This window comes from Pseudomonas sp. BR20 (assembly GCF_050780135.1).
In the GTDB taxonomy this organism is placed as follows: Bacteria; Pseudomonadota; Gammaproteobacteria; order Pseudomonadales; family Pseudomonadaceae; genus Aquipseudomonas.
This window is the reverse complement of the sequence record NZ_CP172012.1, coordinates 1904876-1928308: the sequence shown is the minus strand read 5'-3', so window position 1 is coordinate 1928308 and position 23433 is coordinate 1904876. Positions and strand designations below refer to the sequence as shown.

General features: G+C 62.4%; 27 protein-coding genes. 12 read left to right on the top strand and 15 right to left on the bottom strand.

Features of this window, described 5'->3' with window-relative positions; translation table 11 throughout:
- Positions 1 to 9: 9 nt before the first annotated feature.
- Together ACHPFG_RS08745 and ACHPFG_RS08740 are read right to left on the bottom strand one after the other, a co-directional pair.
- Entirely contained in the window at positions 10 to 786 is a 777-nt protein-coding gene (locus tag ACHPFG_RS08745) for a class II glutamine amidotransferase (RefSeq protein WP_053136626.1), read from the bottom strand.
- Between the two features lie 30 nt (positions 787 to 816).
- On the bottom strand, positions 817 to 1350 hold the full coding sequence (locus ACHPFG_RS08740) for a hypothetical protein (protein WP_053136629.1): 534 nt from the start codon (positions 1348 to 1350) through the stop codon (positions 817 to 819).
- A 24-nt stretch (positions 1351 to 1374) separates the two neighbouring features.
- Here ACHPFG_RS08740 and ACHPFG_RS08735 point away from each other — a divergent pair, with 24 nt between their 5' ends.
- On the top strand, positions 1375 to 3417 hold the full coding sequence (locus ACHPFG_RS08735) for a S9 family peptidase (protein ID WP_431702125.1): 2043 nt from the start codon (positions 1375 to 1377) through the stop codon (positions 3415 to 3417).
- A gap of 68 nt (positions 3418 to 3485) precedes the next feature.
- The gene (locus ACHPFG_RS08730) at positions 3486 to 3959 is read left to right on the top strand and encodes a cyclic nucleotide-binding domain-containing protein (protein WP_131698919.1); all 474 of its coding nucleotides are present in this window, start codon (positions 3486 to 3488) and stop codon (positions 3957 to 3959) included.
- Here the strand turns inward: ACHPFG_RS08730 and ACHPFG_RS08725 are convergent.
- The gene (locus ACHPFG_RS08725) at positions 3956 to 4234 is read right to left on the bottom strand and encodes a hypothetical protein (protein WP_090407826.1); all 279 of its coding nucleotides are present in this window, start codon (positions 4232 to 4234) and stop codon (positions 3956 to 3958) included. The two genes, ACHPFG_RS08730 and ACHPFG_RS08725, sit on opposite strands and share 4 nt — an antisense overlap.
- A 78-nt stretch (positions 4235 to 4312) precedes the next feature.
- Between ACHPFG_RS08725 and ACHPFG_RS08720 the strand changes: the two genes are divergently transcribed.
- Positions 4313 to 4999 (top strand): spermidine synthase, encoded by a 687-nt coding sequence (locus ACHPFG_RS08720; RefSeq protein ID WP_431702124.1) that lies wholly within the window; start codon positions 4313 to 4315, stop codon positions 4997 to 4999.
- A 43-nt stretch (positions 5000 to 5042) separates the two neighbouring features.
- Here the strand turns inward: ACHPFG_RS08720 and ACHPFG_RS08715 are convergent, their stop codons facing one another.
- Complete coding sequence (locus ACHPFG_RS08715; protein ID WP_431702123.1) at positions 5043 to 5963, bottom strand: ParB/Srx family N-terminal domain-containing protein; 921 nt, start codon at positions 5961 to 5963, stop codon at positions 5043 to 5045.
- Between the two features lie 106 nt (positions 5964 to 6069).
- On the opposite strand from ACHPFG_RS08715, the gene ACHPFG_RS08710 reads away from it, so the two are divergent.
- The 3 genes from ACHPFG_RS08710 to ACHPFG_RS08700 all read left to right on the top strand — a co-directional run bounded on the left by ACHPFG_RS08710 (position 6070) and on the right by ACHPFG_RS08700 (position 7513).
- Complete coding sequence (locus tag ACHPFG_RS08710; protein WP_003210675.1) at positions 6070 to 6444, top strand: YajD family HNH nuclease; 375 nt, start codon at positions 6070 to 6072, stop codon at positions 6442 to 6444.
- Positions 6445 to 6612: 168 nt separating this feature from the next.
- A complete protein-coding gene (locus ACHPFG_RS08705; RefSeq protein ID WP_010563721.1) occupies positions 6613 to 7080 on the top strand; it encodes an RNA methyltransferase in 468 nt (155 codons plus the stop codon).
- Between the two features lie 67 nt (positions 7081 to 7147).
- Positions 7148 to 7513 (top strand): YgaP family membrane protein, encoded by a 366-nt coding sequence (locus tag ACHPFG_RS08700; protein ID WP_131698917.1) that lies wholly within the window; start codon positions 7148 to 7150, stop codon positions 7511 to 7513.
- 59 nt (positions 7514 to 7572) lie between these two features.
- Here the strand turns inward: ACHPFG_RS08700 and ACHPFG_RS08695 are convergent, their stop codons facing one another.
- On the bottom strand, positions 7573 to 8793 hold the full coding sequence (locus ACHPFG_RS08695) for a hypothetical protein (protein WP_431702122.1): 1221 nt from the start codon (positions 8791 to 8793) through the stop codon (positions 7573 to 7575).
- Between the two features lie 13 nt (positions 8794 to 8806).
- Positions 8807 to 9256: a YcgN family cysteine cluster protein gene (locus ACHPFG_RS08690; protein WP_003172524.1), complete on the bottom strand. Its 450-nt coding sequence runs from the start codon at positions 9254 to 9256 to the stop codon at positions 8807 to 8809.
- A 153-nt stretch (positions 9257 to 9409) separates the two neighbouring features.
- Here ACHPFG_RS08690 and ACHPFG_RS08685 point away from each other — a divergent pair, with 153 nt between their 5' ends.
- Positions 9410 to 9994, top strand: coding sequence for a nitroreductase family protein (locus ACHPFG_RS08685; protein ID WP_053136656.1), 585 nt, complete (start codon positions 9410 to 9412; stop codon positions 9992 to 9994).
- A gap of 60 nt (positions 9995 to 10054) precedes the next feature.
- Here the strand turns inward: ACHPFG_RS08685 and ACHPFG_RS08680 are convergent, their stop codons facing one another.
- The 5 genes from ACHPFG_RS08680 to ACHPFG_RS08660 all read right to left on the bottom strand — a co-directional run bounded on the left by ACHPFG_RS08680 (position 10055) and on the right by ACHPFG_RS08660 (position 14710).
- Positions 10055 to 10987, bottom strand: coding sequence for a D-2-hydroxyacid dehydrogenase (locus ACHPFG_RS08680; protein WP_145334871.1), 933 nt, complete (start codon positions 10985 to 10987; stop codon positions 10055 to 10057).
- 107 nt (positions 10988 to 11094) lie between these two features.
- A complete protein-coding gene (locus tag ACHPFG_RS08675) occupies positions 11095 to 11388 on the bottom strand; it encodes a YcgL domain-containing protein (RefSeq protein WP_431702121.1) in 294 nt (97 codons plus the stop codon).
- Positions 11385 to 12518, bottom strand: coding sequence for a ribonuclease D (gene rnd, locus ACHPFG_RS08670; protein WP_131698913.1), 1134 nt, complete (start codon positions 12516 to 12518; stop codon positions 11385 to 11387). Before rnd ends, ACHPFG_RS08675 begins: the two co-directional genes overlap by 4 nt.
- A gap of 122 nt (positions 12519 to 12640) precedes the next feature.
- The gene (locus ACHPFG_RS08665; RefSeq protein WP_431702120.1) at positions 12641 to 13240 is read right to left on the bottom strand and encodes a class I SAM-dependent methyltransferase; all 600 of its coding nucleotides are present in this window, start codon (positions 13238 to 13240) and stop codon (positions 12641 to 12643) included.
- A 99-nt stretch (positions 13241 to 13339) separates the two neighbouring features.
- The gene (locus ACHPFG_RS08660; protein WP_431702119.1) at positions 13340 to 14710 is read right to left on the bottom strand and encodes a glutamine synthetase family protein; all 1371 of its coding nucleotides are present in this window, start codon (positions 14708 to 14710) and stop codon (positions 13340 to 13342) included.
- A 345-nt stretch (positions 14711 to 15055) separates the two neighbouring features.
- Between ACHPFG_RS08660 and ACHPFG_RS08655 the strand changes: the two genes are divergently transcribed.
- Positions 15056 to 15829 carry a transporter substrate-binding domain-containing protein gene (locus tag ACHPFG_RS08655; protein ID WP_431702118.1) on the top strand — a complete coding sequence of 258 codons (774 nt, stop codon included), beginning with the start codon at positions 15056 to 15058 and terminating at the stop codon, positions 15827 to 15829.
- Between the two features lie 50 nt (positions 15830 to 15879).
- A complete protein-coding gene (locus ACHPFG_RS08650; protein WP_431702117.1) occupies positions 15880 to 16716 on the top strand; it encodes a cache domain-containing protein in 837 nt (278 codons plus the stop codon).
- Positions 16717 to 16786: 70 nt separating this feature from the next.
- On the opposite strand, the gene ACHPFG_RS08645 is transcribed toward ACHPFG_RS08650, so the two are convergent.
- Together ACHPFG_RS08645 and pobA are read right to left on the bottom strand one after the other, a co-directional pair.
- Positions 16787 to 18304: an MDR family MFS transporter gene (locus ACHPFG_RS08645; protein ID WP_431702116.1), complete on the bottom strand. Its 1518-nt coding sequence runs from the start codon at positions 18302 to 18304 to the stop codon at positions 16787 to 16789.
- A 66-nt stretch (positions 18305 to 18370) separates the two neighbouring features.
- Positions 18371 to 19555 carry a 4-hydroxybenzoate 3-monooxygenase gene (gene pobA, locus ACHPFG_RS08640; RefSeq protein WP_431703454.1) on the bottom strand — a complete coding sequence of 395 codons (1185 nt, stop codon included), beginning with the start codon at positions 19553 to 19555 and terminating at the stop codon, positions 18371 to 18373.
- Positions 19556 to 19744: 189 nt separating this feature from the next.
- On the opposite strand from pobA, the gene ACHPFG_RS08635 reads away from it, so the two are divergent.
- Positions 19745 to 20623: a helix-turn-helix domain-containing protein gene (locus ACHPFG_RS08635; RefSeq protein WP_131698906.1), complete on the top strand. Its 879-nt coding sequence runs from the start codon at positions 19745 to 19747 to the stop codon at positions 20621 to 20623.
- Here the strand turns inward: ACHPFG_RS08635 and ACHPFG_RS08630 are convergent.
- Positions 20616 to 20792 (bottom strand): hypothetical protein, encoded by a 177-nt coding sequence (locus ACHPFG_RS08630; protein ID WP_167656097.1) that lies wholly within the window; start codon positions 20790 to 20792, stop codon positions 20616 to 20618. The two genes, ACHPFG_RS08635 and ACHPFG_RS08630, sit on opposite strands and share 8 nt — an antisense overlap.
- A 100-nt stretch (positions 20793 to 20892) precedes the next feature.
- Positions 20893 to 21798, bottom strand: a complete 906-nt coding sequence (locus tag ACHPFG_RS08625; protein WP_431702115.1) for a LysR family transcriptional regulator — start codon at positions 21796 to 21798, stop codon at positions 20893 to 20895.
- Positions 21799 to 21905: 107 nt separating this feature from the next.
- Between ACHPFG_RS08625 and ACHPFG_RS08620 the strand changes: the two genes are divergently transcribed.
- The gene (locus ACHPFG_RS08620) at positions 21906 to 22769 is read left to right on the top strand and encodes an MBL fold metallo-hydrolase (protein ID WP_431702114.1); all 864 of its coding nucleotides are present in this window, start codon (positions 21906 to 21908) and stop codon (positions 22767 to 22769) included.
- Between the two features lie 34 nt (positions 22770 to 22803).
- Complete coding sequence (locus ACHPFG_RS08615; RefSeq protein ID WP_431702113.1) at positions 22804 to 23418, top strand: NAD(P)-dependent oxidoreductase; 615 nt, start codon at positions 22804 to 22806, stop codon at positions 23416 to 23418.
- The last annotated feature ends 15 nt before the right edge of the window (positions 23419 to 23433 follow it).

Sequence of the window (23433 nt, the reverse complement as noted above, 5' to 3'; positions counted from 1 at the left end):
TCGATATCCTTACTCGGTAACGCCCTGGCTGACGCATTCACCGCGTCGCCACAGGCTCCATTGGCCCGGTTCGTAACGGGTCCAGTTTTCGTTGTCGGTCAACGGTTCGGTAGCAATCACCGTCACCACATCGTTGGGGGTGGTTTCGGCCTGAAAATCGACGATCACGTCGACATCTTTGAGGCGCGCCGGGCCAAACGGTGCACGCCGGGTGATCTGCGCCAATTTGGTCGAGCAATAGCAAAACAGCCAGTCGCCATCGCTGAGCAGGCAGTTGAACACGCCTTTGCTGCGGTATTCGGCACAGGCGGCGATCAGGTCCGGCAGCATCTGTTCGATGTCCACCGGCTCGGGGAAGGCTTCGCGCACGCGGTTGAGCAGGTCGCAAAAGGCCGCTTCGCTGTCGGTATCGCCTACCGGGCGGTAGAAGGTGGCGCGGGGGGTGAAGTCCGCCAGTTGGCCGTTGTGGGCGAAACACCAGTTGCGACCCCACAGTTCGCGCACGAACGGGTGGGTGTTGGCCAGGCTCACCTTACCGACGTTGGCCTGGCGGATATGCCCGATCACCACTTCGCTTTTGATGGGGTAACGCTGCACCAGCAGAGCGACTTCCGACTCACTGCTCGCGGCCGGGTCCTGGAACAGGCGCAGGCCACGGCCTTCGTAGAAAGCGATGCCCCAACCGTCGCGGTGGGGGCCGGTGCGCCCACCACGCTGCATCAGCCCGGTAAAGCTGAACACGATATCGGTGGGGACGTTGGCACTCATGCCCAATAATTCACACATGCCAGGGCTCTCGCTGCAGGGCGGACAACGTTAAAGGCGCGGTTCGACCCGCATACCGCTCACCGGCGCAGGACGGCGGAAAGGCTCGTCGTCTTCGTCCACAGGCTCGGCGGCCAAGGCCGCATCGGTGGCAGCCTTGCGCTCACGGCGGGCGTTGGCGGCGCGCTCGATGGGCCAGCGGATCAGCACAAACACGATGTACACACCAAAGGCGATCAGGGTGTACATGAACAAATCGGAAATGGCCCGCCAGGCGTTATTGCCGACCTTGAGCACCAGGTCCAGCGCCGTGATGGCCACGGCCGGCGCGAACTGAGTCTTGACTGGATCGACGATGGTCGGGCTCAACAGCAGCACCGCCATGAGCAACTGCAGCGGCTCGCGCAGCCAGCGCCAGATCCAGCGGGTCATGCGCCACCACACCAACAGGCAGCCCAAAGCGGCGAAGGCGTAAAGGCCCCAAGCGGTCAGATAGTCGTTCTCGGTCATGGTGTCCATGGCAAGGTAGGCAAACAGGCGGCTATGATAACGGCTTTTGCGTGTCGCGGCTGCAATGCCTGCCACCTTCCGCCAGACAGAGAGTGCTCCATGCCTTCATCGACCGCCCCGATTGCCCGTAAAGCCCCAGGCCAGGACCCATACGCATGGCTGCAAGAGCGCGACAGCGTTGAAGTCCTTGATTACCTGAAGGCCGAAAATGCCTTCCAGGAAGCCCAGCTCGCCGACCAGCAGGCCCTGCGCGAAACCCTGTTCGAGGAGATCAAGGGCCGCATTCTCGAAACCGACCTGTCTCTGCCCTCCCCCTGGGGCCCGTACCTGTATTACACGCGCACCACCGCCGGTGACGAATACGCCCGCCACTACCGCTGCCGCCGCCCGGCCGACGACAGCAACCAGGTGGACGACAGCAGCGAAGAGCTGTTGCTGGACCCGAACGTGCTGGCCAACGGCGGCTTCTTTTCCCTCGGCGCATTCAGCATCAGCCCCGACCACCAGCGCCTGGCCTACAGCCTCGATACCAGTGGCGAAGAGATCTACACCCTGTTCGTGAAGGAATTGGCCACGGGCAAAGTCAGCGAACTGGAGTTTCAGGATTGCGACGGCAGCATGACCTGGGCCAATGACAGCCTGACCCTCTTCTTCGGCGAGCTGGACGACACCCACCGCCCGCACAAACTGTATCGCTACCGCCTGGATGGCACGGCGGCGCAGGAGGTGTTCCATGAGCCGGACGGGCGGTTCTTCCTGCATTGCTACCGCTCCAGTTCCGAGCGCCAGTTGCTGCTCTCGCTCGGCAGCAAGACCACCAGCGAGGTCTGGGCGCTGGACGCCAACCAGCCGCACCTGGACTTCACCTGCCTGGCGCCACGGGTCGAGGACCATGAATACGATGTTGACCACGGCCAACTCAATGGCGCGTGGACCTGGTTTATCCGCAGCAACCGCGATGGCATCAACTACGCCCTGTTTGTGGCTACCGACATTGGCGACGTGCCGACCGAGGAAGAGTGGCAGAACCTGATCCCCCACAGCGACGAGGTGATGCTCGACGGCGTCAGCCTGAACGTCAACGCCATGACCCTGAGCCTGCGCATCGGCGGCCTGCCGGTGATCGAAGTGCACCCCCAAGGCGTGCCGGCCTATCGCGTGGAATTGCCCGACGCCGCCTACAGCCTCTACGTACAGAACAGCCTGGAATTCGTCAGCGACAAGATCCGCCTGCGCTATGAAGCCCTGAACCGCCCGGCCCAGGTGCGCCAGCTGGAACTGGCCAGCGGCGCGCAGCAGGTGCTCAAGGAAACCCCGGTGCTCGGCGAGTTCAATGCCGATGACTACGTCAGCCAGCGCCTGTGGGCCACTTCCGCCGATGGCACCCAGGTGCCGATCAGCCTGGTGGTCAAGCGCGACCAGCTCGGCAAGCCGACACCGTTGTACCTGTATGGCTACGGCGCCTATGGCTCAAGCCTTGACCCGTGGTTTTCCCATGCACGCCTGAGCCTGCTGGACCGTGGCGTGGCCTTCGCCATTGCGCATGTGCGCGGCGGTGGCGAACTGGGTGAAGCCTGGTATCGCAATGGCAAGCAGGAACACAAGCAGAACACCTTCAGCGACTTTATCGCGTGTGCCAAGCACCTGATCGCCAAGGGCCTGACCACCTCCAAGCAACTGGCCATCAGCGGCGGCAGTGCCGGCGGCCTGTTGATCGGCGCGGTGCTCAACCAGCGTCCGGCGTTGTTCCAGGCGGCGATTGCCGAAGTGCCGTTTGTCGACGTACTCAACACCATGCTCGACCCGGAATTGCCGCTGACCATCACCGAGTACGACGAGTGGGGCAACCCCGAAGAGCCCGAAGTGTATGAACGCATCAAGGCCTACGCGCCATACGAGAACGTCAGCGCCCAGGCCTACCCGGCCACACTGGTGATCGCCGGCTACAACGACAGCCGCGTGCAGTACTGGGAGGCGGCCAAGTGGGTGGCCAAGTTGCGCGCTACCAAGACGGACGACAACCTGCTGTTGCTCAAGACCGAACTGGGTGCCGGCCACGGCGGGATGAGCGGTCGTTACCAGGGATTACGTGACGTAGCACTCGAATATGCATTTGTGTTCAAGGCGCTGGGGCTGATTTAAGGAACTTAGCGGGGCGGTTCTGTCTGAACTCAGGACCGCCTCCTGATTGATGGACCAAGATTGCAGCCATGGCACTACCGACGCTAATGAATACCGAAATCCGCGACATGCTCATGGATTGCGGCCTGTTCGACCCTTTGCTGCCGGAAGACTTTTACGTCGCTGCCGGCTACTTCAATATCAGCAGCATTGCCGAGGGCGAGGTGATTTTCCTCGAGGGCGATGCCGGCACCTTCATGTGCATCATCCACAGCGGCCAGGTGGCGGTGCAGAAAACCAACCACACCGGCCAGCGCCTGACCATCGCCACCCTGCGCAGCGGCCGCGCATTCGGTGAAATGGCCGTGCTTGACGGCGAGCGGCGCTCCGCCAGTTGCGTGGCCGCCAGTGACTGCGTGTTGTTGAACCTGGGCAAGGACGCCCTGGAAAAGATGCTCAATGAAACGCCGCGTGTGGCGGCGAAGATCATCCGCGCAATCGCCATCGCGCTGTCCAAGCGCCTGCGCATGGCCGATGGGCAATTACTCTCCCAACCGTTTTAACCGCCGGGCGTCTTCGGCTTGCTGTCGTTCTGCTGCAGGCCAGGCACCGTCTGGTCCTTCGGCGGTGTCGGCAATACGATGGGCACCAACGGCGGTGAGCCGTTCGTCTTCGGCACGGCCGGCGGGGTGATCTGCGGATACAGCGTCGGCGTCGGCGTGCCCGGTGCGCCTGGGGTAGGTGCCGGTGCCACCGGTACGGTTTGCAACTCCTGAGCCTGCGCCGCACCCAATGCGAGCGCGCTCAACACAATGACCGTTAGAATGCTGCACTTCATCGATGGCTCCATGGCCTGACCGGAATGTCGTAAGGCTACTCCCAACCGCGCAAGAATGCCCTTCCCAATGAGATTTCCATGAAACGTTTCGTTCTGCTGGACACCACCCCGATCCCCGACAACGGCGGTGCCTTGTGCCTGTTCGAATACGGTGAAGACTTTGTCATCAAGATCCAGGGCGGTGACGGCGGCCAGTTGATGAACACGCGCATGCACGGCTCCGAAGACGCGCTGGCGGAAATCCCTTGCCGCAAGGTCGCCGGGCGCCCGGGCTCACGGGTATTGATCGGCGGGTTGGGCATGGGCTTCACCTTGGCCTCGGCGCTCAAGCACCTGGGCAAGACCGCCGAAGTGGTGGTGGCGGAACTGGTGCCCGGTGTCGTGGAATGGAACCGTGGGCCGCTGGGGGAAAAGTCCGGCCGCCCACTGCTGGACCCGCGCACGGTGATCCGCCTGGAAGACGTGGCCAAGGTGCTGCAGGCCGAGCCCCAGGGCTTTGACGCGATCATGCTCGACGTCGATAACGGCCCCGAAGGCCTCACGCAGAAGGCCAACAGCTGGCTCTACTCAGCCGGTGGCCTGGCTGCCTGCGCCAAGGCCCTGCGGCCCAAGGGCGTGCTGGCGGTATGGTCCGCCAGCGCCGACAAGCTGTTCAGCGACAAACTGCGCAAGGCCGGTTTCAAGGCCGAGGAAGTGCAGGTGTTTGCCCACGGCAACAAGGGTACCAGGCACACCATCTGGATAGCGGAGAAGCTCAAGAGCTGAGCACGCTTCCCAAGGCCCCCCCCCTCCCACATGTTGATCCCTGTCAGTTGTGGGATTTGCGGTAGTCGATCACGTAAGGCACTTTTTTGTCGAAGGTCTTCTCCAGCTCATCGTGGTCCAACTGGGTCATGCCGCCCAGTTGATGGGCGGTGAAACCGCTGTCACCCACCTGCGAACCCGGCGCCAGGCTGACCATCCGCTTGGCGACCGCTTCGATAGCGTCCTTGTAGCCGCCCTTCTTGTTCAGGTTGTACTGGCCCAGATCAATCTGCGTGCGCAGCCAGTTGCCCCAATAGAACTCCAGGAACTCCGGTGCGATCTCGCCGCCATCCGGCTTGCCATAGGCGGCCTTGCGGGTGAAATACACCAGGCTGCGGAAGGTGTCGTCCTGCAGGTTCTTGAACCCCAGGTGCGCCGGCAGTTGTTCCGGCGGCAGGGTCTGGCCTTGGTTGTCCTTGAGCCAGACCTTGCGGGCCGCTTCCATGCGCTGCCAGAAGCTCGCCATGTTCGGGCTGTTGCTGAAGTCGTCGGTGACCTTGACCCACATCTTCAAGCGCGGGCCGCCGCCGGGCACTTCCCACAAAGTGGTGAAACTGTGGTGACCGTCGGTCAGGTACAGCTGGCCGGCGGGGCCGACCACCACGGTTTTCATGTCTTCGGGATGGGTGCCCACCGGGTCCTTGCAGGTGAAGCTGTCGGGCTGGTGCAGGTCAGCCTTGTTGGGCACCTTGTCGGCCTCGCCCTGGCCGTTGGTTTCGCAGTATTCATCGAAGACCCTGGCGGGTTTGTCGGCGAACAAGCCCAGGCTGTAATAGATCTGGTCGAAGCCCACCACTGCCTGGGTGGGGTGCAGCTGGTCGAGGGCCACTTCGATCACCTGGCCGGGCTTGGGCGTCGAGAACGCCTGGGCCTGAAGGGTAGCGACACTCAGTAGCAGTGCAACAGTCCATGAAAGCAGACGCATGTTTTTCAGATCCTTATGAGTAAAGTAAATCGATCCTAGCGGTCATTTGCGGCGCAAGCGGCTAGAATCAACCCTATCCGTGACCACCAAATAGCCAGGAGCCATGATGAGCTCGACCAACCCGCCCTCCCACACCGCCAAGCTGGACCGCATCCTCGCCGATGCCCAGCGCGATCGGGAAATGGGCTACCGCGACAAAGCCCTGAAGATGTACCCGCACGTGTGCGGCCGCTGCGCCCGTGAGTTCGCCGGCAAGCGCTTGAGTGAACTGACCGTACACCACCGTAACCACAATCATGATGACAATCCCCAGGATGGCTCCAACTGGGAGTTGCTGTGCCTGTACTGCCACGACAACGAACACTCGCGCTACACCGACCAGCAGTACTTCGGCGAAGGCTCCACCAGCAGCCCGACGATCGCCAAGGCCACGCATAACCCGTTTGCGGCGTTGGCGGGGTTGATGAAGAAAGACGACTGAAGAGTGTCGTCGCCTGTCCTGGCCTCATCGGGAGCAAGCCCCCTCCCACATTTTGAGTTGTAAACACTTTCAAATGTGGGAGGGGGCTTGCTCCCGATAGCGTTAGCCCAAGCAATACATCACCTTCAAGCCGTATAATCGCCGTTTTTCTCCAAGGCACCCTTCCCCGTGGGCAATAAACGCTACAGCTGCATCGGTCTGTATAACCCCAAATCCCCCGAAAACGTCGGCTCGGTCATGCGTGCCGCCGGCTGCTACGGCGTGGCCTCGGTGTTCTACACCGGCGTGCGTTACGAGCGCGCGCGGGATTTCATCACCGACACCAAGAAGGTCCACCACGATATTCCGCTGATCGGCATCGATGACCTGAAGAAGATCCTGCCGCTGGGCTGCATCCCGGTCGCCGTGGAGCTGGTGGAAGGCGCCCGCCCGCTGCCCGAATACACCCACCCCGACCGCGCGCTGTATATCTTCGGCCCTGAAGACGGGTCGCTGGATAAAGACATCCGCGACTGGTGCGAAGACGTCGTGTACATCCCGACCACTGGCTGCATGAACCTCGCTGCCACCGTCAACGTGGTGCTCTACGACCGCATGGCCAAGGGCAACAACACCCGTTCGGGCCCCAAGTACTGATTTTTTGGGAACATCCGGCGCTTGCACGCAGTCAGCTGCATACACTTGCCCTTGTTGGAGACAGATCATGAGCGACAGCAAAACCTTGCGACCTATCATCGAACACACCCCCTTCCAGAACCCGTCTCCCCAAAATCAGCCGACCCAGAACGTGCATGGCTGGGAACGCATCGGCTCAGTGGCCGGTGGCGTGATGATGGTGGGCAAAGGCCTGCGCCGTGGCGGGATTTTTGGGTTGATTCAGGTGGCGATCGGCGGTGTGGCGCTGGCTCGCGGCTTTACCGGGCACAGTACGCTTAAAGACAAGCTGGAACAGGGCCGCCAGGAAATGAACAGCGTGCGCACGAAAATCGAGCGTGCGGGTGCAGAGCTGAAAAGCCTGAAGACCAAGGCGGAAGTGGCGGCTGAGAAGGCCGTTAAAACCACTGGTTAGATTCAAATGTGGGAGGAGGCTTGCCCCCTCCCACATTTTGTTTTGTGTATGGCGAAGACTCAGCGTAACAACTTGCTGTCGAGCACCACCGACGATTCGCCGATGATGCTCTCGGCCAACTGCACGAACTCCGCAGTGGTGATGCTGTTGGCGCGCATCACCGCTTGCGCGAGGTCATCGAGGGAGCGCTTGTTGTGGGTTTTCACGCGGATCTCGCGGTCCAGCTCCTGCAACACCAGCACCGCCCGTGACACCGTCGCGCCGCTGACGTGGTCGCCGCGCAGGCTGGTCACGTCCTTGCCCTCCTTGGCCAACCGCGCCTGTATCGCCTGATAGCGCTCATCGGTAACCCCGCCTGCGCGGCGCACCAATTCGATGGCGTAGTACTCGCCCAGCCCTTCGCTGATCCAATCGCTGGTGTCGTGGTCGTTGAAGCGGCCAATCGCTTGCACCACTTCGCGAATCAACGGGCTGCTGCCGTTCTCGCTGACCAGCGGCGTGCGGCTGTTGAGGTAGATCGAGTCGCGCGCCGAGAACGCACCACGGCGCATCGGATCGCTGGCGCCTACCACCAGCAGCTTGGCCGGATGACGTGGGAACGCCGCTTCGACCTGCGGCCAGACAAAGGTCAGCAGTGTCAGCACATCCATACGCCGCATGGCTTGGCCCTTGGGCGAGGCGATGGTCACTTCGGTCTCGCCCAGGCGCACGCGGCGGCTGCCGAGGGTGCCGGCGAGCATCCAGCCGGTGGGCCGGTCGAACAGGCGCGAGACGTTGTCGATGCGGAATTTGTTCTTGCCGATGCGCGGCCAGGCGGTTTCGATGCTTTTCCAGCCGGCCGGCAGCTCGAACACCAGGCGCGAAACCAGCTCAACACCGTCCTGCTGGTCGAGGCGCGCCGGCGGCACCAGGTCTTCGCCGCGAAACAGCGCCCAGCTCGGGGTCATCCGCGCCTCATAAATACCCGGTTTGCGCGCGTGGCTCAGGCGTACACGGTAGGTCAGGCTGGCCTTGCTGGCGCTGGGTTGCCACAGGCCACGATGATCAGTGACGCTCCACTGGCCATCGGCCTTGAAGTCGCTGTAGTCGCCATCGCGCCCCAGGTCAAAGTTCAGGCTACGCACCGCCGAGCCCTGGGACAGGCTCACCCGCACCTCGGCCTGATCGCTCTGGGGCAGCAGCTTGACGTGATAATTCACATCGACTTTCTTCGCGCACCACGCAGGCATGCTCAACGCCAGCAACACCAGGCTTGCCGCCAGCTTGGTTCCCGCCCTCATACACACTCCTTGTTCAGCCCGCGCGGAAGATCAGGTAATCCTCCCAGTCGTCTTCGGGCACGCTGCCTTCGCTGAGCATGCGCCCGGACTGGGAAATGCGTTCGTGGTGCACGGCGTCGCGGTCACCGCAAACCAGGTGGTGCCACAACGGCAGGTCCTTGCGCTCGCTGACCAGGCGGTAACCACAGGTGGGCGGCAGCCATTTGAACTGGTCGGCCTGGCCTGGGGTGAGCTGGATGCAGTCGGGCACCGAGGCGCGGCGGTTGGGGTAGTCGGTGCACTGGCAGGTTTTCAGGTCCAGCAGTTTGCAGGCGATGCGCGTGTAATAGACGCTGTTGTCGTCTTCATCCTCAAGCTTTTGCAGGCAGCACAGGCCACAGCCGTCGCACAACGACTCCCACTCCTCCTGGTCGAGGTGTTCAAGGGTTTTGCGTATCCAGAAAGGTTCGACTTTGGCGGCCATGGCTCTACATCGGTATCGGTAGGTGAAAAGGCCGCCAGTCTAGTGCCCAAGGCCCCTGGGGCCAAGCGCTTACGACTGACGGTGTTCCAAGACTTGTCAGTCTAGCGGGGGCGCAGTAGCTTTGAGCGCCGAATTGACGATCAGGAGCTGCCCATGACACGCGTTGCCGATTACCCGATCCACACCCAGTTCACCGAACGCTGGTCGCCGCGCGCCTTTACCGGCGAGAGCATCCCGCAGGAAACCCTGCTGAGCTTTTTCGAAGCCGCACGCTGGGCACCGTCGGCCTACAACTCGCAGCCTTGGCGTTTTCTCTACGCACGCCGAGACACGCCGGATTGGGAGCGCTTCCTGGGCCTGCTGAATGAATTCAACCGTGGCTGGGCGCAGCATGCGTCGGCGCTGGTGATCATCGCCTCGAAAACCGACTTCATCGCCCCCGGCGCCACGGAAGAAACCCCGGCCCTGTGGCACACCTTCGACACCGGCTCGGCCTGGGGCCACCTGGCGCTGCAAGCCAGCCTCAGCGGCTGGCACACCCACGGCATGGCCGGCTTCGATCAGGAGCTGACGCGCAAGGAGCTGAAGATTCCAGAGGGTTATGCGCTGCATGCCGCCGTTGCGGTGGGCAAGCTGGGCGACAAATCGACCTTGCCGGAGTACCTGCAAGGCCGTGAAGTGCCAAGCCCGCGCAAGCCGCTGAGCGAGTTGGTGTCGGAAGGTGACTTCAGCCTCTGAAACTGACGCACTATTAAAATGTGGGAGCAAGCCCCTCCCACATTTTCTTCCCGCGTCGGCTCAGTAACCGCGCTCGAAATCCACTTCCCCACGCAGGGCTTGCTTGGCCTTGTACGCACGTAGGTTTTCCAGGAACAACTCCACCATCATCGACGGCGAGGTCGGCGCGGAGCTGTGTCCGGTCAACAGCAGGCCCCAGGCGGTCCAGAACGGGTGGCGCTGCGGCAACGGTTCCTGGCGGCACACGTCGATCACCGCGCCGGCCAGGTGCCCTTCTTTCAGGGCTTCGACCAAGTCGGCATCCACCACCGCCACACCGCGCCCAACGTTGATGAACAGGCCGGTCGGCTTGAATTGCTTGAACAGCGCGGCGTCGTACAGATCATGGGTATTCGGTGTGTTGGGCAGCAGGTTGATCACGTAGTCCACCTCCCCCACCAACCGGCCCAATTGGTCGAGGCCGGCCACTTCGATAAACGGCGCTTGTTCCCGCGCGGTACTGGCAATGCCGTACAGCTTGACGCCAAACGGCACGAGGAACTCTGCCACGCTGCGGCCAATATCGCCGGTGCCCACGATCAACGCCTTGCGCCCTGCCAGGCTCTGGCCGGTGCGGCTGTCCCACTTGCGCTCGACCTGGCTGACCAGCCGCGCGAGTACTTCGCGCTCGTGACCCAGCATGTAGGTGAGGACAAACTCGGCCATGACCTGGCCAAAAATACCGACGGCGCGGGTCAGGCGATAGTCGCGGGGCAAGCCTTCGGCCAGCAGCGGCGTGATGCCGGCCCAGGTCGATTGCAGCCACTGCGGCTGGTGGCCCTGGCGCAGCAGCGTCGCCAACAGGTCCGGCTGGCCCAGCCATATCGGGCAATCGGCGGCCAGGCGCGAGAGCTCGGCCGAGTCGCCGCTGGTGAGCACCTCAAGGTCCGGCGCGGCGTCATTGAGCAATTGGGCGTAGAGCGGGTGATCCTGTTCAGCAATCAGAACACGCATGGTTCAAACCTTTCAAAAACAGTGCAGACGGCCGCCCGCTTCCCTACGGCCACCGCCCACTAATACGATTCCATTGAAACCTGTGCCCCGGGCGGGGCACTGCCCGATCACATCGGGTCGTTGCGACGCAGCAGCTCTTCGGGCAAGTGCTCGATGTACTCGTCCTCGGCCGGCGGCATTTGCAGGTGGTAGCCCTGCTTGTCGAGGTTTTCCAGCACCACGACGATGTCTTCGCGGGACAACTTGCGCTCGGGTGTCAGTACCATGTCGAACGCGTGGTGCGGTTTACCGAAGGCCGCCATCAACGGCTTCGGCACGCGCTCCAGCGCGTCGCTTTTGAGCACGTAGAGGTACATGCCGTCTTTTTTCAAGCTGCGATAGATGGAGCAAATACGTTTCAAGGCTGTTCTCCGGCAGTGGCCAGGCTGTCGAGCAGCGCCTGGCCCATCAACTCGCGGCGCCAGCCACGCAGCGAGTCTGGCAATTTATAAGGCCCATCGGGGTAGCCACTTTTAACCAGGGCTTCGAGGGTTTTCTTGCGCAGCATCAGTTCCGGCGCCATCTCCAGGCGCTCGGCGAACGTCTGGCCCAGGGCGCGCAGTTGCTTTATCAGCGTGGCTGCGTCCACCGGCAGCGGTTCAGCCACGGCAGGCGGCCACTGGTCCATAGGCACGCTGCCAGCACGCTTGATCAGGTCCAGCAGGAACTGGCCATCCTGGCGCACGGTACGCGGGTGCATGTCTTCGATCTTGCCCAGCGCGGCGAGGTTGTCCGGCTGGGATTTGGCCAGGGGCCACAGCGAGTGTTCGCGAATGATGCGGTTGCGCGGCAGGTCGCGGGCGCGGGCCTGCTGCTCGCGCCAGGCGCAGAGTTCACGCAAGACGGCGAGCTGGGCACGGGACAGTTTCCACGCCAGCTTGGCGTCACGGTACACCTCGTACGGGTCGACTTCGCGGCGCAGGTTGGCAACCAGTTCGGCGCCATCTTCCAGGACCCAGGCGTATTTATCGTCCGACAACCGCGGGCGCAGGCGAATGTAGACCTCGGCCAGGTGCACGGCGTCTTCGGCGGCGTAGCTCACCTGGGTCTCGGACAATGGCCGCTGCAGCCAGTCCGAGCGGGTCTCGCCCTTGGGCAGCTCAATATCGAGCACGGCTTGCACCAGGCGCGAGTAGCCCATGGAGAAGCCAAGGTTCAGGTAAGCGGCGGCCAATTGGGTGTCGAACAGCGGCACCGGCAGGCTGCCGGTCAGGCGCAGCAACACCTCAAGGTCTTCGCTGCAGGCGTGCACCACCTTGATCACCGCCGGGTTCTCCAGCAAAGCGGCCAAGGGTTGCCAGTTGTCGATGGTCAGGGGATCGATCAGGTAAGCGCGTACGCCATCACCAATCTGGATCAGCCCGGCAATGGGATAAAAGGTGTCGACCCGCATGAATTCGGTGTCGAGGGCGACGAATGGCAACTGCTGCCATTCGGCGCAATGCTGGCCGAGGCTATCGTTGTCGCAGATCCAGTGAATATCGATGGCCACACGGCTCTCCCTTGAAGAATGGCGCGCAGTATATATCGCGAAAGGGGCTAGCGAGCATCCGCAGTGCACAGGCAACCATGAAAACTCAGACAGGACATGAAGAATAGTCCGACAAGCGGGAGTTATCCTTTCTTACGCAGAACATAGACCCGCCACAGGCTGGACCCCGGCATGAATTCCTGGTGATTCAAGACCTTGAATCCGGCCTGGCGAAATTCTTCTTCCACGGTGATACGCGACTGCACCGAGACAATCACTGTATCGCGGCTGACCCGATGAAACTCGCGCAGCAAGGCCATGCGCCCTTCGGTGCCGGGCACATGACGAAACAATTCCAGGCAGAAGATGCAGTCCACCGCATTCGCCGACAAGCCGATGGAAAACGCCGAGCCCTGAAAGGTCTTGACGCGCTTGAGCAAGGACGCCGGATGGTGGGTGCGGGCGTGGTCGAGCATGTCCTGGGAGTTGTCCGACGCCAGGATCACCCGGTTGATGTGTTCGGCCAACACCGGCCAGAAGCGTCCCGAGCCGCAGGCCAGGTCCAGGATCAGCCCCGGCTCGCCGGCGACCTTCAGCGCATGGCGCACCAGCCGTGCATCACGCCATGAGGCCAGGCGTTGGCGCACGCCGGGCGGGCGCGTGTCACCGCAGACCCTGGCGTGCTCGCGGTCGCAGCGCTCGGCGTATTCGATCTCGATGGAAGAAGGAGGTTGTGGCGACATCGCAGGCTCATGTGACAAACGGTAGTGAACGACATTGATTCGCAGCTTAACCACTGCAACGTGAAAAAAAGGTCGAAACCCTCACCGCCGTAAAAACCATCACGCCTGATGCAGGTACCAACGCCAGTCCTGCTCGCCCACCTCGCCCATGAACTGGCGGTATTCAGCACGTTTCACGGCCAGGTACACGCCCAGGAACTCGCTGCCGAACGTCTCCCGCGCCCAGTCGGAACCTTCCAGTGCACGCAGGGTGGTGAGCCAATCGGTGGGCAATAACTCCTTCGCTTGGGCGTAACCGTTGCCTTCCACCGGGGCGCCGGGGTCGCGTTGTTCGCGAATGCCACGATGGATACCCGCCAGGATCGCGGCCGCCGCCAGGTAAGGGTTGGCGTCGGCGCCGCAGATGCGGTGCTCGATATGCCGGGAGTGGGCCGGACCACCCGGCACCCGCAGGCTGACGGTGCGGTTGTCCACGCCCCAGGTGGCGGCCAGCGGCGCATAGCTGTTGGTTTGGAAACGGCGATAGGAGTTGGCGTTGGGGCAGAACATCAGCAGTGAATCGAGCAAAGTACTGAGCATGCCTCCCACTGCGTGGCGCAGCAGTGGCGTGCCGTCGGCGGCTTCACTGGCGAACAGGTTGTTGCCCTCGGCGTCGGCCAGGCTGACGTGCATATGCATGCCGGTGCCCGCCAGGTCATCGAATGGCTTGGCCATGAAGCACGCGGCCATGCCGTGTTTGTGCGCCACGCCCTTGACCAGGCGCTTGTAGCGCACCGCTTCGTCCATGGCTTGCAGGGCGTCGGCGCGGTGTTCCAGGGTGATCTCCACCTGGCCCGGGGCGTATTCGGAGATCGCCGTGCGCGCCGGAATGCCTTGCAGTTTGCAGGCACTGTATAGGTCGGCGAGGAACGGCTCGATCTGCTCCAGCTCACGCAGGCCGTAAACCTGGGTCGCGCGCGGGCGACCGCCGTCCACATCCCGTGCCGGTTGCGGGCGGCCATTGCTGTCGGGTTTCTGGTCGAGCAGGTAGAACTCCAGCTCCGCCGCCATCACCGGGTAATAACCGTCGGCGTTCAGACCTTCGATTACCTTGGCCAGCAAATGCCGGGGGTCGGCCACGGTGGCGGGCAGGCCTTCGGTGGGGTGCATGCTGACCTGCACCGCAGCGGTCGGGATCAGCCGCCACGGCATGCGCTGCAAACTGCCGCTGATCGGGTAGGCGCGGCAGTCGATATCACCCACCTCCCACACCAGCCCGGAATTCTCCACATCGTCGCCATTGATGGTCAGGCCCAGGATAGTGCTCGGCAGCGGCCGCCCGCTTTCATACACCGCCAGCAATTCATCACGGTGCAGCAACTTGCCGCGCGGCACGCCGTTGTTGTCGAGGATAAACAGCTCGAACATCTCGATGTCCGGATGCTGTTCAAGGAAGGTTTGGGCTTCGTGCAGGCTGGCAAAAACACTCATGGGGGTTCTCGTACGTTGGTTTCAGGCAGGCGCGCACAAGCGTGCGTCATCCATGGGGTAAATCAGCGTAGGAGAAGAGAATCTGGCGGGCGCGCGTGGCGGCAGTGGAACAGGGCCCAGAAGGCGAGCTCGGACGGCAATGTCGCAGGGTGAGTGTCGGGGGAGCCGTCCATAGGTGGATCACAACAATAGAGATGCGCCCAGCGTCACACGCCCGCATAGGTGTTTAAATTCAGGGTTGGCGGAGTTTGGTTGCAACATGGCTAAACATTCGCCACACCTTGCTACCTTGGCCCTTGCTGGAAATAATGACCGCCCCCGAGCATGCCCCAAGGACTCGATCGCATGAAAACAACGATAACCCTGTGCGTACTGGCAAGCCTGGCCACATCCGCCCTGGCCGACACCGCGCCCTCGCGCCTCGACCAGGTGCTTGAGCGCGGCACCCTCAGCGTCTGCACCACCGGCGACTACAAGCCCTACACCTCGTTGCGCGCCGATGGCAGCTATGAAGGCATCGACATTGCCATGGCCGAGTCCCTGGCCAAGAGCCTCAATGCCAGGATCCAATGGGTGCCCACCACCTGGAAAACCCTGATGCCGGACTTCCTCGCCCAGCGCTGCGACATCGCCGTGGGCGGTATTTCGGTGTCCTTGGAGCGCCAGAAAAAAGCCTTCTTCAGCCAGACCCTCGGGGTCGACGGCAAGATCCCGCTGGTGCGTTGCGCCGACGTCAAGCGCTACCAGACCGTGGAGCAGATCAACCAGCCCCAGGTGCGCGTGATCGAACCGGCAGGCGGCACCAACGAAATCTTTGCCCGCGCCCACCTGGGCCAGGCGCAGATCCGCCTGCACGACAACGTGACCATCTTCGACGAACTGCTGGCCGGCAAGGCTGACGTCATGATCACCGACGCCAGCGAAGCGCGTTACCAGCAGAAACTCAAGCCGGGGCTGTGTGCGGTCAACCCGGAGCGGCAGATGCAGTACAGCGAAAAAGCCTTTTTGCTGCCCCGCGATGATGTGGCGTGGAAGAGCTATGTCGACCAGTGGTTGCACCTGAGCGTGGCCACCGGTGTCTATGACGGTATCGTCAGCCAATGGCTGGCGGCGCCTTGAGCCACAGCCGTCTACGCTGTGGTCACATCAATAAGAACGAGGGACGGAACATGAAGGGATTGCTCCGCGCCACCTGGCTGCTGCTGTTGTGTTTCAGCCAGGCGCACGCCGACACGCCGGGTGAGGACGCCCAGGCCGCCAAGGCCTTGCTGGGAAAAGCCCTGGCCTACTACCAGAGCAACGGTGACAAGGCCTTCGCGGCGTTCAGCCGCCAGGGCGAGTTCATCGATCACGACCGCTATGTGTTCGTGGTCGACACCCAGGGCGTGCTGCTGGCCAGTGGAGGCCCCTCCTCCGCCTTGATCGGTCGCGATGTGTCCGAAGTGCTGGGACCGGACTTGCGCCAGTCATTCAAGGACGCGCTCAAGGTGCCGGAAAGCCAGGGTATCCAGCAGGCCGACTACCGTTGGCAGAACTGGAACGACGGCAAGGTCGAGCATAAGCATGTGTTTTACCAGCGCGTCGGCGAGCGCATCCTGGCCGTGGGCTACTACCTGCCACGCGCCACACCGGAACAGGCCCGGGCCCTGCGCAACAAGGCGGTGAACGCGCTGGTGAAGGATGAAGCCGGCACGCTCAAGGCCATCAACTCATTGCAGGGCGGCTTCCTGCAGGATGACCTCTATGTGTTTGTGGTGGACCTGAACACCCGACGCTACGTGGCCCACGGCACCAACCTGCGGCTGATCAACACCGACTTCAGCAAGATCAAGGACCCCGACGGCAAGCCGGTGGGCGAGCCGATCCTCAAGCTGATGGCCGAGCAGGACCAGGGGGAATACAAGTACCGCTGGAAAAACCCGGTGACGGGCAAGGTCGAGAACAAACACGCTTATGTGCGCAAGGCCGGGCACTTCATGGTTGCGGTGGGTTACTACAGCCCTTGATCTGAACTGGAATGCATTCAACTGTGGGAGGGGGCAAGCCCCCTCCCACACTAGGTCTCTATTGTGTCAGTCAGCGGATTTTGTCTTCACGCCCGCGCAGCACGCGATTGGGCATCGCGATCGCCGCCGCCAACCCCAACAGTGACACCCCCGCACTCACCAGCAGCAAATGCCGGAACGTCCCCCCCAATTCCCCACGCAAGGCCTCCTGGGCCGGGCCTGGCGCGGCGTTCAGGCCGTCGAGCAGCACGTTGCCGGAACTGCCCTCCGCCACCAGCGCACCGCTGGCCAGGTGGGCGAAGCTGGAGTCCTGCAACAACGCCAGCAGCAACGCCGACATGCACGCCACCCCCACCGCGCCGCCAAGGGAGCGGAACAGGTTGGTGGTGCTGGTGGCGACGCCGATGTCCCGTTGATCTACCGAGTTTTGCGACCCCACCAGGGAGGTGGGGAACTGCATGCCCGCGGCGATGCCGCACAGCAACATGAACACGCCGGTCAGCAGCACGTCCTGGGGCGCACTGTAGGCCATGCCCAGGATCGCCAGCGGGCTCAACAGCGCGCCGCTGAGGATCATCGGTTTGTAGCGCCCGGTCACCGAGGTCATGCGCCCGGCGCAATAGGCGCCGATGGGCAGGCCGATCGCCAGGGGCAGCAAATGCAAGGCCGCGCTGTCGGCACCACCTCCGGTCACTGTTTGAAAGCGCAGGGGCATCAGCACCGTCAGGGAAATCGCCTGGAAGCTGGTGAAGAAAATCGTGCACCAGCACAGCACCGCACTGCGGTTGGCAAACAGGTGCATCGGCAGCAAGGGCTCGCGGGCGCGGCGCTCGTGCCAGACAAACAGGGTCAATGCCACCAGCGCACAGGCCAACAACCCCAGCACCTGGCGGTCACGCCAATGATGGCCCTGGCCGATTTCGGTGATGCCCAATAGCAAGGCGGTGAGGCCGATGATCATCAGCACGGTGCCGAGGTAATCGATGATCGGCTTGCGTTGCGGCGCCGGCAGCCCCACCAGGGTGCGATGGGCCACGTACCAGGCACCCGCCCCCAACGGCAGGTTGATCAGGAACACCCAACGCCAGGATAAATACTCGGTCATGTAGCCGCCCAACACCGGCCCGGCCACGCTGGCCACTGCGTACATGCTGCTGAAATAGCCCTGATAGCGCCCGCGCTCACGGGGCGGAATGATGTCGCCGATGATCGCCTGGCTTACCGAGATCATCCCCCCCGCGCCAATGCCCTGCAGCACCCGCGCCAGCACCAGTTGTTCCATGCTCTGGGCCATGCCGCAGAACAACGATGCCACGGTGAACAGGCCCATGCCGATCAGCATCATCGGTCGGCGCCCGTAGAGGTCGCCGAGCTTGCCGTAGATCGGCACCGCCACCGTCATCGCCACCATATAGCCGGAGATCACCCAGGCCAGCAGGTTGACGTCGTGGAATTGCGCGGAGATGGCGGGCATGGACACGGCGACGATGGTTTGGTCCAGGGCACCGAGGAAGATCGCCATCATCAACGAGGCGAGAATACTGCGCACCGCGGGGAGCGGTGGCGCGGGCTGATTGAGCTGAGTCACGGCAGAACCTTCGAGCAGGGCCCGCGGGAAAAGGCGGCCCGCGGGAATGCTCGATACGATAGCAGGCTATTCGATAGGCTCGTAAGGAAGTCCGACGTAATTTTCCGCAATGGTCTTGCGTCCGGCTTCGGAGTGAATGAAGTACTCCAGTTCGCTCTGGGCGATACGCTGGCTGAACCCGTCGGACTCAGGGAATTGATGCAACATCGAGGTCATCCACCACGAAAACCGCTCGGCCTTCCACACCCGACGCAGGCAGATGGCGGAATAACGTTCCAGCAAGTCCACCCGTCCCTCGCCATACACCTTGAGCAAAATCCGGAACAACGTGCTCACGTCGCTGGCCGCCAGGTTCAAGCCCTTAGCCCCTGTGGGCGGCACGATATGGGCCGCATCGCCGAGCAGGAACAGGCGCCCGTACTGCATCGGTTCCACCACAAAACTGCGCAGTGGCGCGATGCTTTTTTCGATGGATGGGCCGGTGACCAGTTGTTCAGCCAAGGCGTTGGGCAGGCGGGTTTTCAGTTCCGCCCAGAAGCGTTCGTCCGACCATTGGCCCACCGGCTCCTCGGCCGGTACTTGCAGGTAATAGCGGCTGCGCGTCGGTGAACGCATGCTGCACAGCGCAAAGCCTCGGTCGTGCTTGGCGTACACCAGTTCCGCGTGCACAGGCGGGGTGTCGGCGAGGATGCCCAGCCAGCCAAAGGGGTAGACCCGCTCGAACACCTTCAGCGATTCAGCCGGGATCGACTGGCGCGCCACACCGTGGAACCCATCACAGCCGGCGATGTAGTCGCACTCCAGGCGAAACGCTTCGCCCTGATGCTCGAACGTCAGCCAGGGTCGATCACTTTTAAGATCATGGGGCTGCACGTCGCGCGCTTCATACAGGGTGGTGGCGCCAGCGGCGGCACGGGCGGCCATCAGGTCGCGGGTGACTTCGGTCTGGCCGTAGACCATCACGGACTGGCCGCCCGTCAGCGCCTTCAAATCGATGTGGGTCAGTTGACCGTCCAGCGCCAGCTCGAAGCCATCATGCACAAGGCCTTCGGCATCCATGCGCTCGCTGACGCCCGCCTCGCGCAGCAGGTTGACCATGCCCTGTTCCAGCACCCCGGCGCGGATGCGGCCTTGCACGTAGTCGGCACTCTGGCGCTCCAGGATGAGGGTCTGGATACCGGCGTTGTGCAACAGTTGGCCAAGCAACAGCCCGGAGGGACCGGCGCCGATAATGGCGACTTGGGTTTTCAGCGTTTTCATTATTTTTATCGCCCGCAAATTCCACACGAACGGATCGAGTGAAAGAGTTGTCATTGATCTGGTAGCTGACAGTTTTCACTTGAGTGCGCAGTATAAGAAGGTGAAAACTGCGATAAAACCTGCGCTTTTTGCCAATTCGGGCGATTACCGCACCACTGTCCTGAGTATCGGATTGAAACCATGACCAACACCGCGATTCCGGTCTTCAAGCTTTACGGAGAAAGCCAGCAATGGCCGACCCCCGATTTGTTGCACTGCGAAACCATTTCCCGCCGCAGTCGGGAATACCAGTGGGAAATCCAGCCCCACCGGCACGCGGATCTGTGCCAGCTGCTGTATGTGCACAAAGGCCAGGCCGAGTTAGAAATCGAAGGTCAGCGCACCACGCTCAACGAAGCCACACTGCAGGTCTTGCCGCCGTTGTGCGTGCATGGGTTTCGCTTTGCCGAAGATGTCGAAGGCTATGTGGTCACCCTCGCGGCTCCGCTGGTCAGCCACTTGCAAGCCCAACTGGGCGCAACGGCAGGCGGTTTGCAGACCCTGGGCAGCTACCCGGCGGGCCAGGACAGTGACTACCTCAACAGCCAGTTCGCCCGCCTGCAGGACGAATACGCCGACGACCAACCGGCCCGGGACATGTTGATGCACGCGCTGGTCAGTGTGCTGCTGGTGTGGATCAGCCGCCAGGCCATCCAGCGCCGCCACCCGCGCGCGCCAAGGGGCCGCGAGTACTTCCGGCGCTTTACGCAATTGGTTGAACAGCACTATCGGGAACACCCGAAGATTGAGGATCTGGCCCACAAGCTGGGTATCTCGGTCTCACACCTGAATGGGACGTGTCGGGAACTGGGCGGGCAGCCTGCCTTGCAGATCATGCATGACCGCCAATTACTCGAAGCCAAGCGCCTGCTGACCTACACCAGCATGACCATCAACGAAATGTCGGAAGTACTGGGTTTTTCCGACCCGACCAACTTCTCTCGGCTGTTCCGCCGACGGGTCGGGTTCTCACCCAAGGCGTTTCGCGAGCAACTCAAAGCCGAACAGCCGCTTACCTGAGTGCACTGAAACTACCGGTATGGGGAACGCAATGATCCTGATGACAGCTGATCGCAAAGGTCGGCTGCATACGGGTCTGCTCCACGCGGTAGGCGGCAGTTCCGTACAGTGCGCTGGCCAGGGCGCAGAGCGTGAAAATCATCAGGTATTTTCTGGTTTTGATGCTCATGGCACAGACCTCTGAACGGATCTACAGGGTGCTGTTTAAAGCATAGGCCAAGCAGGGCGAGTTGCCATTATTGGACGACATTCAACAGGGTTATGTCGCCTTAGAGACCAATGTCCCACAACGGCTCCTCGGGGAACCTCATCACCAGGAAATCCAGCAGGCTGCGCAGCGCCGAAGGCATGTGCTTGCGCGACGCATAGACCGCGTAGATGTTCATCTGCCGGGGTTCGGCCTCGGGCAGCAGACGTACCAGTTCACCCCGGCGGATGTGCTCGCCGGCCTGGTAGCTGGGCAACATCGCCACCCCGCCCCCGGCCAGCGTCACCCGCAACAACGTACTGGCTTCGTTAGCGGTGATATTGCCGTGCACCGGCACCGACACGTGCTCGCCGTGCTCTTCGAAATGCCACAGGCTTTTGCCGAAGTACGAGTGGGTCAGGCAGTTGTGCCGGGCCAGGTCTTCGACTTTCTGCGGCGCCGGGTGCTCCAACAGGTAGGCCGGGGTTGCGCATACCACGGAGCGACAGACCGTCAGGCGCCGGGCGATCAGGTTCGGGTCCAGGTCGTTACTGGTGCGGATGGCCAGGTCGATGCGCTCGTCCACCAGGTTCACCGTGCGGTCGAGCATTTGCAGGTCAATGCTCACCAAGGGGTAGCGCTTGACGTACTCGGCGATGGCCTCGGCCAATTGCGCCTGGCCGAACGAGGTGCTGACACTCAGGCGCAACAGGCCACGGGGCGCGTTATCGGGCTCACTGACGGCGGCCTGCATATCGCCACACAACTCCAGGAGTTGCCGACAGCGTGGCAAGGTTTCGCCACCGGCCGCCGTAAGGCTGAGTTTGCGCGTGGTGCGGTGCAACAGGCGCGCGCCGACCCAGTCTTCCAACTCGGCCAGGTAACGCGACACCACCGGGCGCGACAGGTCCAAATGGTCGGCGGCGGCGGACTGGCTGCCCAGGTCCACCACCGTGACAAATACGCGCATTGCTTGAAGACGATCCATGATTTGCCCGATTTCAGAAACAAACTATGTCCCAGCATCGCATTTTTAGTTCGGTTTAGTGCAACTAAGCTCTGTGCATCCTTTGAATCGACTGCTGGAGCTGCCCGATGTTCTCAACCCTCAAGCGCTTAACCTTCACCGCTGCCTTGGCGTTTGCCGGCCATGCAGCGGCGGCCGACCTGACCCTCGACGTGTACAACCCAGGCGAGGCGGCGATCTTCCCGGTCAGCTCGGTGCTGGTCAGCGGCGCCAAAGACGCGATCCTGGTGGATGCGCAATTCGGCAAGGGCCAGGCTGAGCAACTGGTGCAGAAGATCCGCGCCAGCGGCAAACACCTGACCACCATCTACATCAGCCACGGCGACCCGGATTACTACTTCGGCCTAGACACCCTGACAGCCGCGTTCCCCGACGCCAAGGTGCTGGCGCCGCAACCGGTGATCGACCATATCAACGCCACCGTGGCCGGCAAACTGGAGTTCTGGGGCCCGAAAATGGGTGCCGACAAACCGGGCAAAACCATCGTGCCCCAAGCGCTGCAAGGCCACAGCCTGGTCCTTGAAGGGCAGCAACTGGAGGTGATCGGCCTCGACGGCCCGCAACCGGACCGCAGCTTCGTGTGGATCCCGTCGATCAAGGCCGTGGTCGGGGGCGTGGTGGTCGCGCAAAACATTCACCTGTGGATGGCCGACACCCAAAGCGCGCAATCCCATAAAGACTGGCTTGCGACCCTGCAACGCATCGAACAGCTGAAGCCACGCACGGTGATTCCGGGCCACTACCTGGGCACGCCATCGCCGAAATCCGTGGCCTTTACTGCCGATTACATCAAGGCCTTCGACGTAGAAACCGCCAAGGCCAAGGACGCCGCCGCCCTGATCGCGGCCATGAAAAAACGTTACCCCTCCCTCGCCGACGAAAGCTCGCTGGAACTGAGCGCCAAAGTCGCCAAGGGCGAAATGAAGTGGTGAATGGCTTTAAACCCTAACCGTACTGGAGAACGTCATGAGCAAGATCGCAATCATTGGGGCCACCGGCCGTGCCGGCAGCCAATTGCTGGAAGAAGCACTGCGTCGCGGGCATAGCGTGGTGGCTATCGCGCGTAACACCGACAAGCTGGCTGTACGCCCCGGCGTCACCGTCAAGCAGGTTGATGCACTGGATGCCAATGCCCTGGAACAAGCCATCAGCGGCAGCGATGTGGTGATCAGTGCGGCACATTTCGCCACCCTGCCCGCCAGCGCCGTGATCGGCCCGGTGAAACAAGCCGGGGTGAACCGCCTGCTGGTGGTGGGCGGCGCCGGTTCGTTGCTGCTGCCGGGTGGCGGACGTGTGATCGACAGCGAGGGCTTCCCGGCGGAATACAAAACCGAAGCCAGTGCAGGGGCTGCGTTTCTCGATGTGCTGCGCCAGGAAAAGGACGTGGATTGGACGTTCCTGTCGCCGTCGGCCTTGTTCGATGGCACCGAGCGCACCGGTAAATTCCGCCTGGGCCAGGATGACTTGCTGGTGAGCAGTGACGGTACCAGCTCGATCAGCTTTGCCGACTACGCCATCGCCATGATCGACGAAGTGGAAGCACCGAAGCACTCGCGCCAGCGCTTCACCGTCGGCTACTGACCCAACGCGGTCAAG

Bases quoted from the DNA above. Each gene is read 5' to 3' on its own strand.
- ACHPFG_RS08745 (WP_053136626.1), bottom strand. From the start codon at position 786: ATGTGTGAATTATTGGGCATGAGTGCCAACGTCCCCACCGATATCGTG.
- ACHPFG_RS08735 (WP_431702125.1), top strand. From the start codon at position 1,375: ATGCCTTCATCGACCGCCCCGATTGCCCGTAAAGCCCCAGGCCAGGAC.
- ACHPFG_RS08730 (WP_131698919.1), top strand. From the start codon at position 3,486: ATGGCACTACCGACGCTAATGAATACCGAAATCCGCGACATGCTCATG.
- ACHPFG_RS08725 (WP_090407826.1), bottom strand. From the start codon at position 4,234: ATGAAGTGCAGCATTCTAACGGTCATTGTGTTGAGCGCGCTCGCATTG.
- ACHPFG_RS08720 (WP_431702124.1), top strand. From the start codon at position 4,313: ATGAAACGTTTCGTTCTGCTGGACACCACCCCGATCCCCGACAACGGC.
- ACHPFG_RS08715 (WP_431702123.1), bottom strand. From the start codon at position 5,963: ATGCGTCTGCTTTCATGGACTGTTGCACTGCTACTGAGTGTCGCTACC.
- ACHPFG_RS08710 (WP_003210675.1), top strand. From the start codon at position 6,070: ATGAGCTCGACCAACCCGCCCTCCCACACCGCCAAGCTGGACCGCATC.
- ACHPFG_RS08700 (WP_131698917.1), top strand. From the start codon at position 7,148: ATGAGCGACAGCAAAACCTTGCGACCTATCATCGAACACACCCCCTTC.
- ACHPFG_RS08695 (WP_431702122.1), bottom strand. From the start codon at position 8,793: ATGAGGGCGGGAACCAAGCTGGCGGCAAGCCTGGTGTTGCTGGCGTTG.
- ACHPFG_RS08690 (WP_003172524.1), bottom strand. From the start codon at position 9,256: ATGGCCGCCAAAGTCGAACCTTTCTGGATACGCAAAACCCTTGAACAC.
- ACHPFG_RS08685 (WP_053136656.1), top strand. From the start codon at position 9,410: ATGACACGCGTTGCCGATTACCCGATCCACACCCAGTTCACCGAACGC.
- ACHPFG_RS08680 (WP_145334871.1), bottom strand. From the start codon at position 10,987: ATGCGTGTTCTGATTGCTGAACAGGATCACCCGCTCTACGCCCAATTG.
- ACHPFG_RS08665 (WP_431702120.1), bottom strand. From the start codon at position 13,240: ATGTCGCCACAACCTCCTTCTTCCATCGAGATCGAATACGCCGAGCGC.
- ACHPFG_RS08660 (WP_431702119.1), bottom strand. From the start codon at position 14,710: ATGAGTGTTTTTGCCAGCCTGCACGAAGCCCAAACCTTCCTTGAACAG.
- ACHPFG_RS08655 (WP_431702118.1), top strand. From the start codon at position 15,056: ATGAAAACAACGATAACCCTGTGCGTACTGGCAAGCCTGGCCACATCC.
- ACHPFG_RS08650 (WP_431702117.1), top strand. From the start codon at position 15,880: ATGAAGGGATTGCTCCGCGCCACCTGGCTGCTGCTGTTGTGTTTCAGC.
- ACHPFG_RS08635 (WP_131698906.1), top strand. From the start codon at position 19,745: ATGACCAACACCGCGATTCCGGTCTTCAAGCTTTACGGAGAAAGCCAG.
- ACHPFG_RS08630 (WP_167656097.1), bottom strand. From the start codon at position 20,792: ATGAGCATCAAAACCAGAAAATACCTGATGATTTTCACGCTCTGCGCC.
- ACHPFG_RS08625 (WP_431702115.1), bottom strand. From the start codon at position 21,798: ATGGATCGTCTTCAAGCAATGCGCGTATTTGTCACGGTGGTGGACCTG.
- ACHPFG_RS08620 (WP_431702114.1), top strand. From the start codon at position 21,906: ATGTTCTCAACCCTCAAGCGCTTAACCTTCACCGCTGCCTTGGCGTTT.
- ACHPFG_RS08615 (WP_431702113.1), top strand. From the start codon at position 22,804: ATGAGCAAGATCGCAATCATTGGGGCCACCGGCCGTGCCGGCAGCCAA.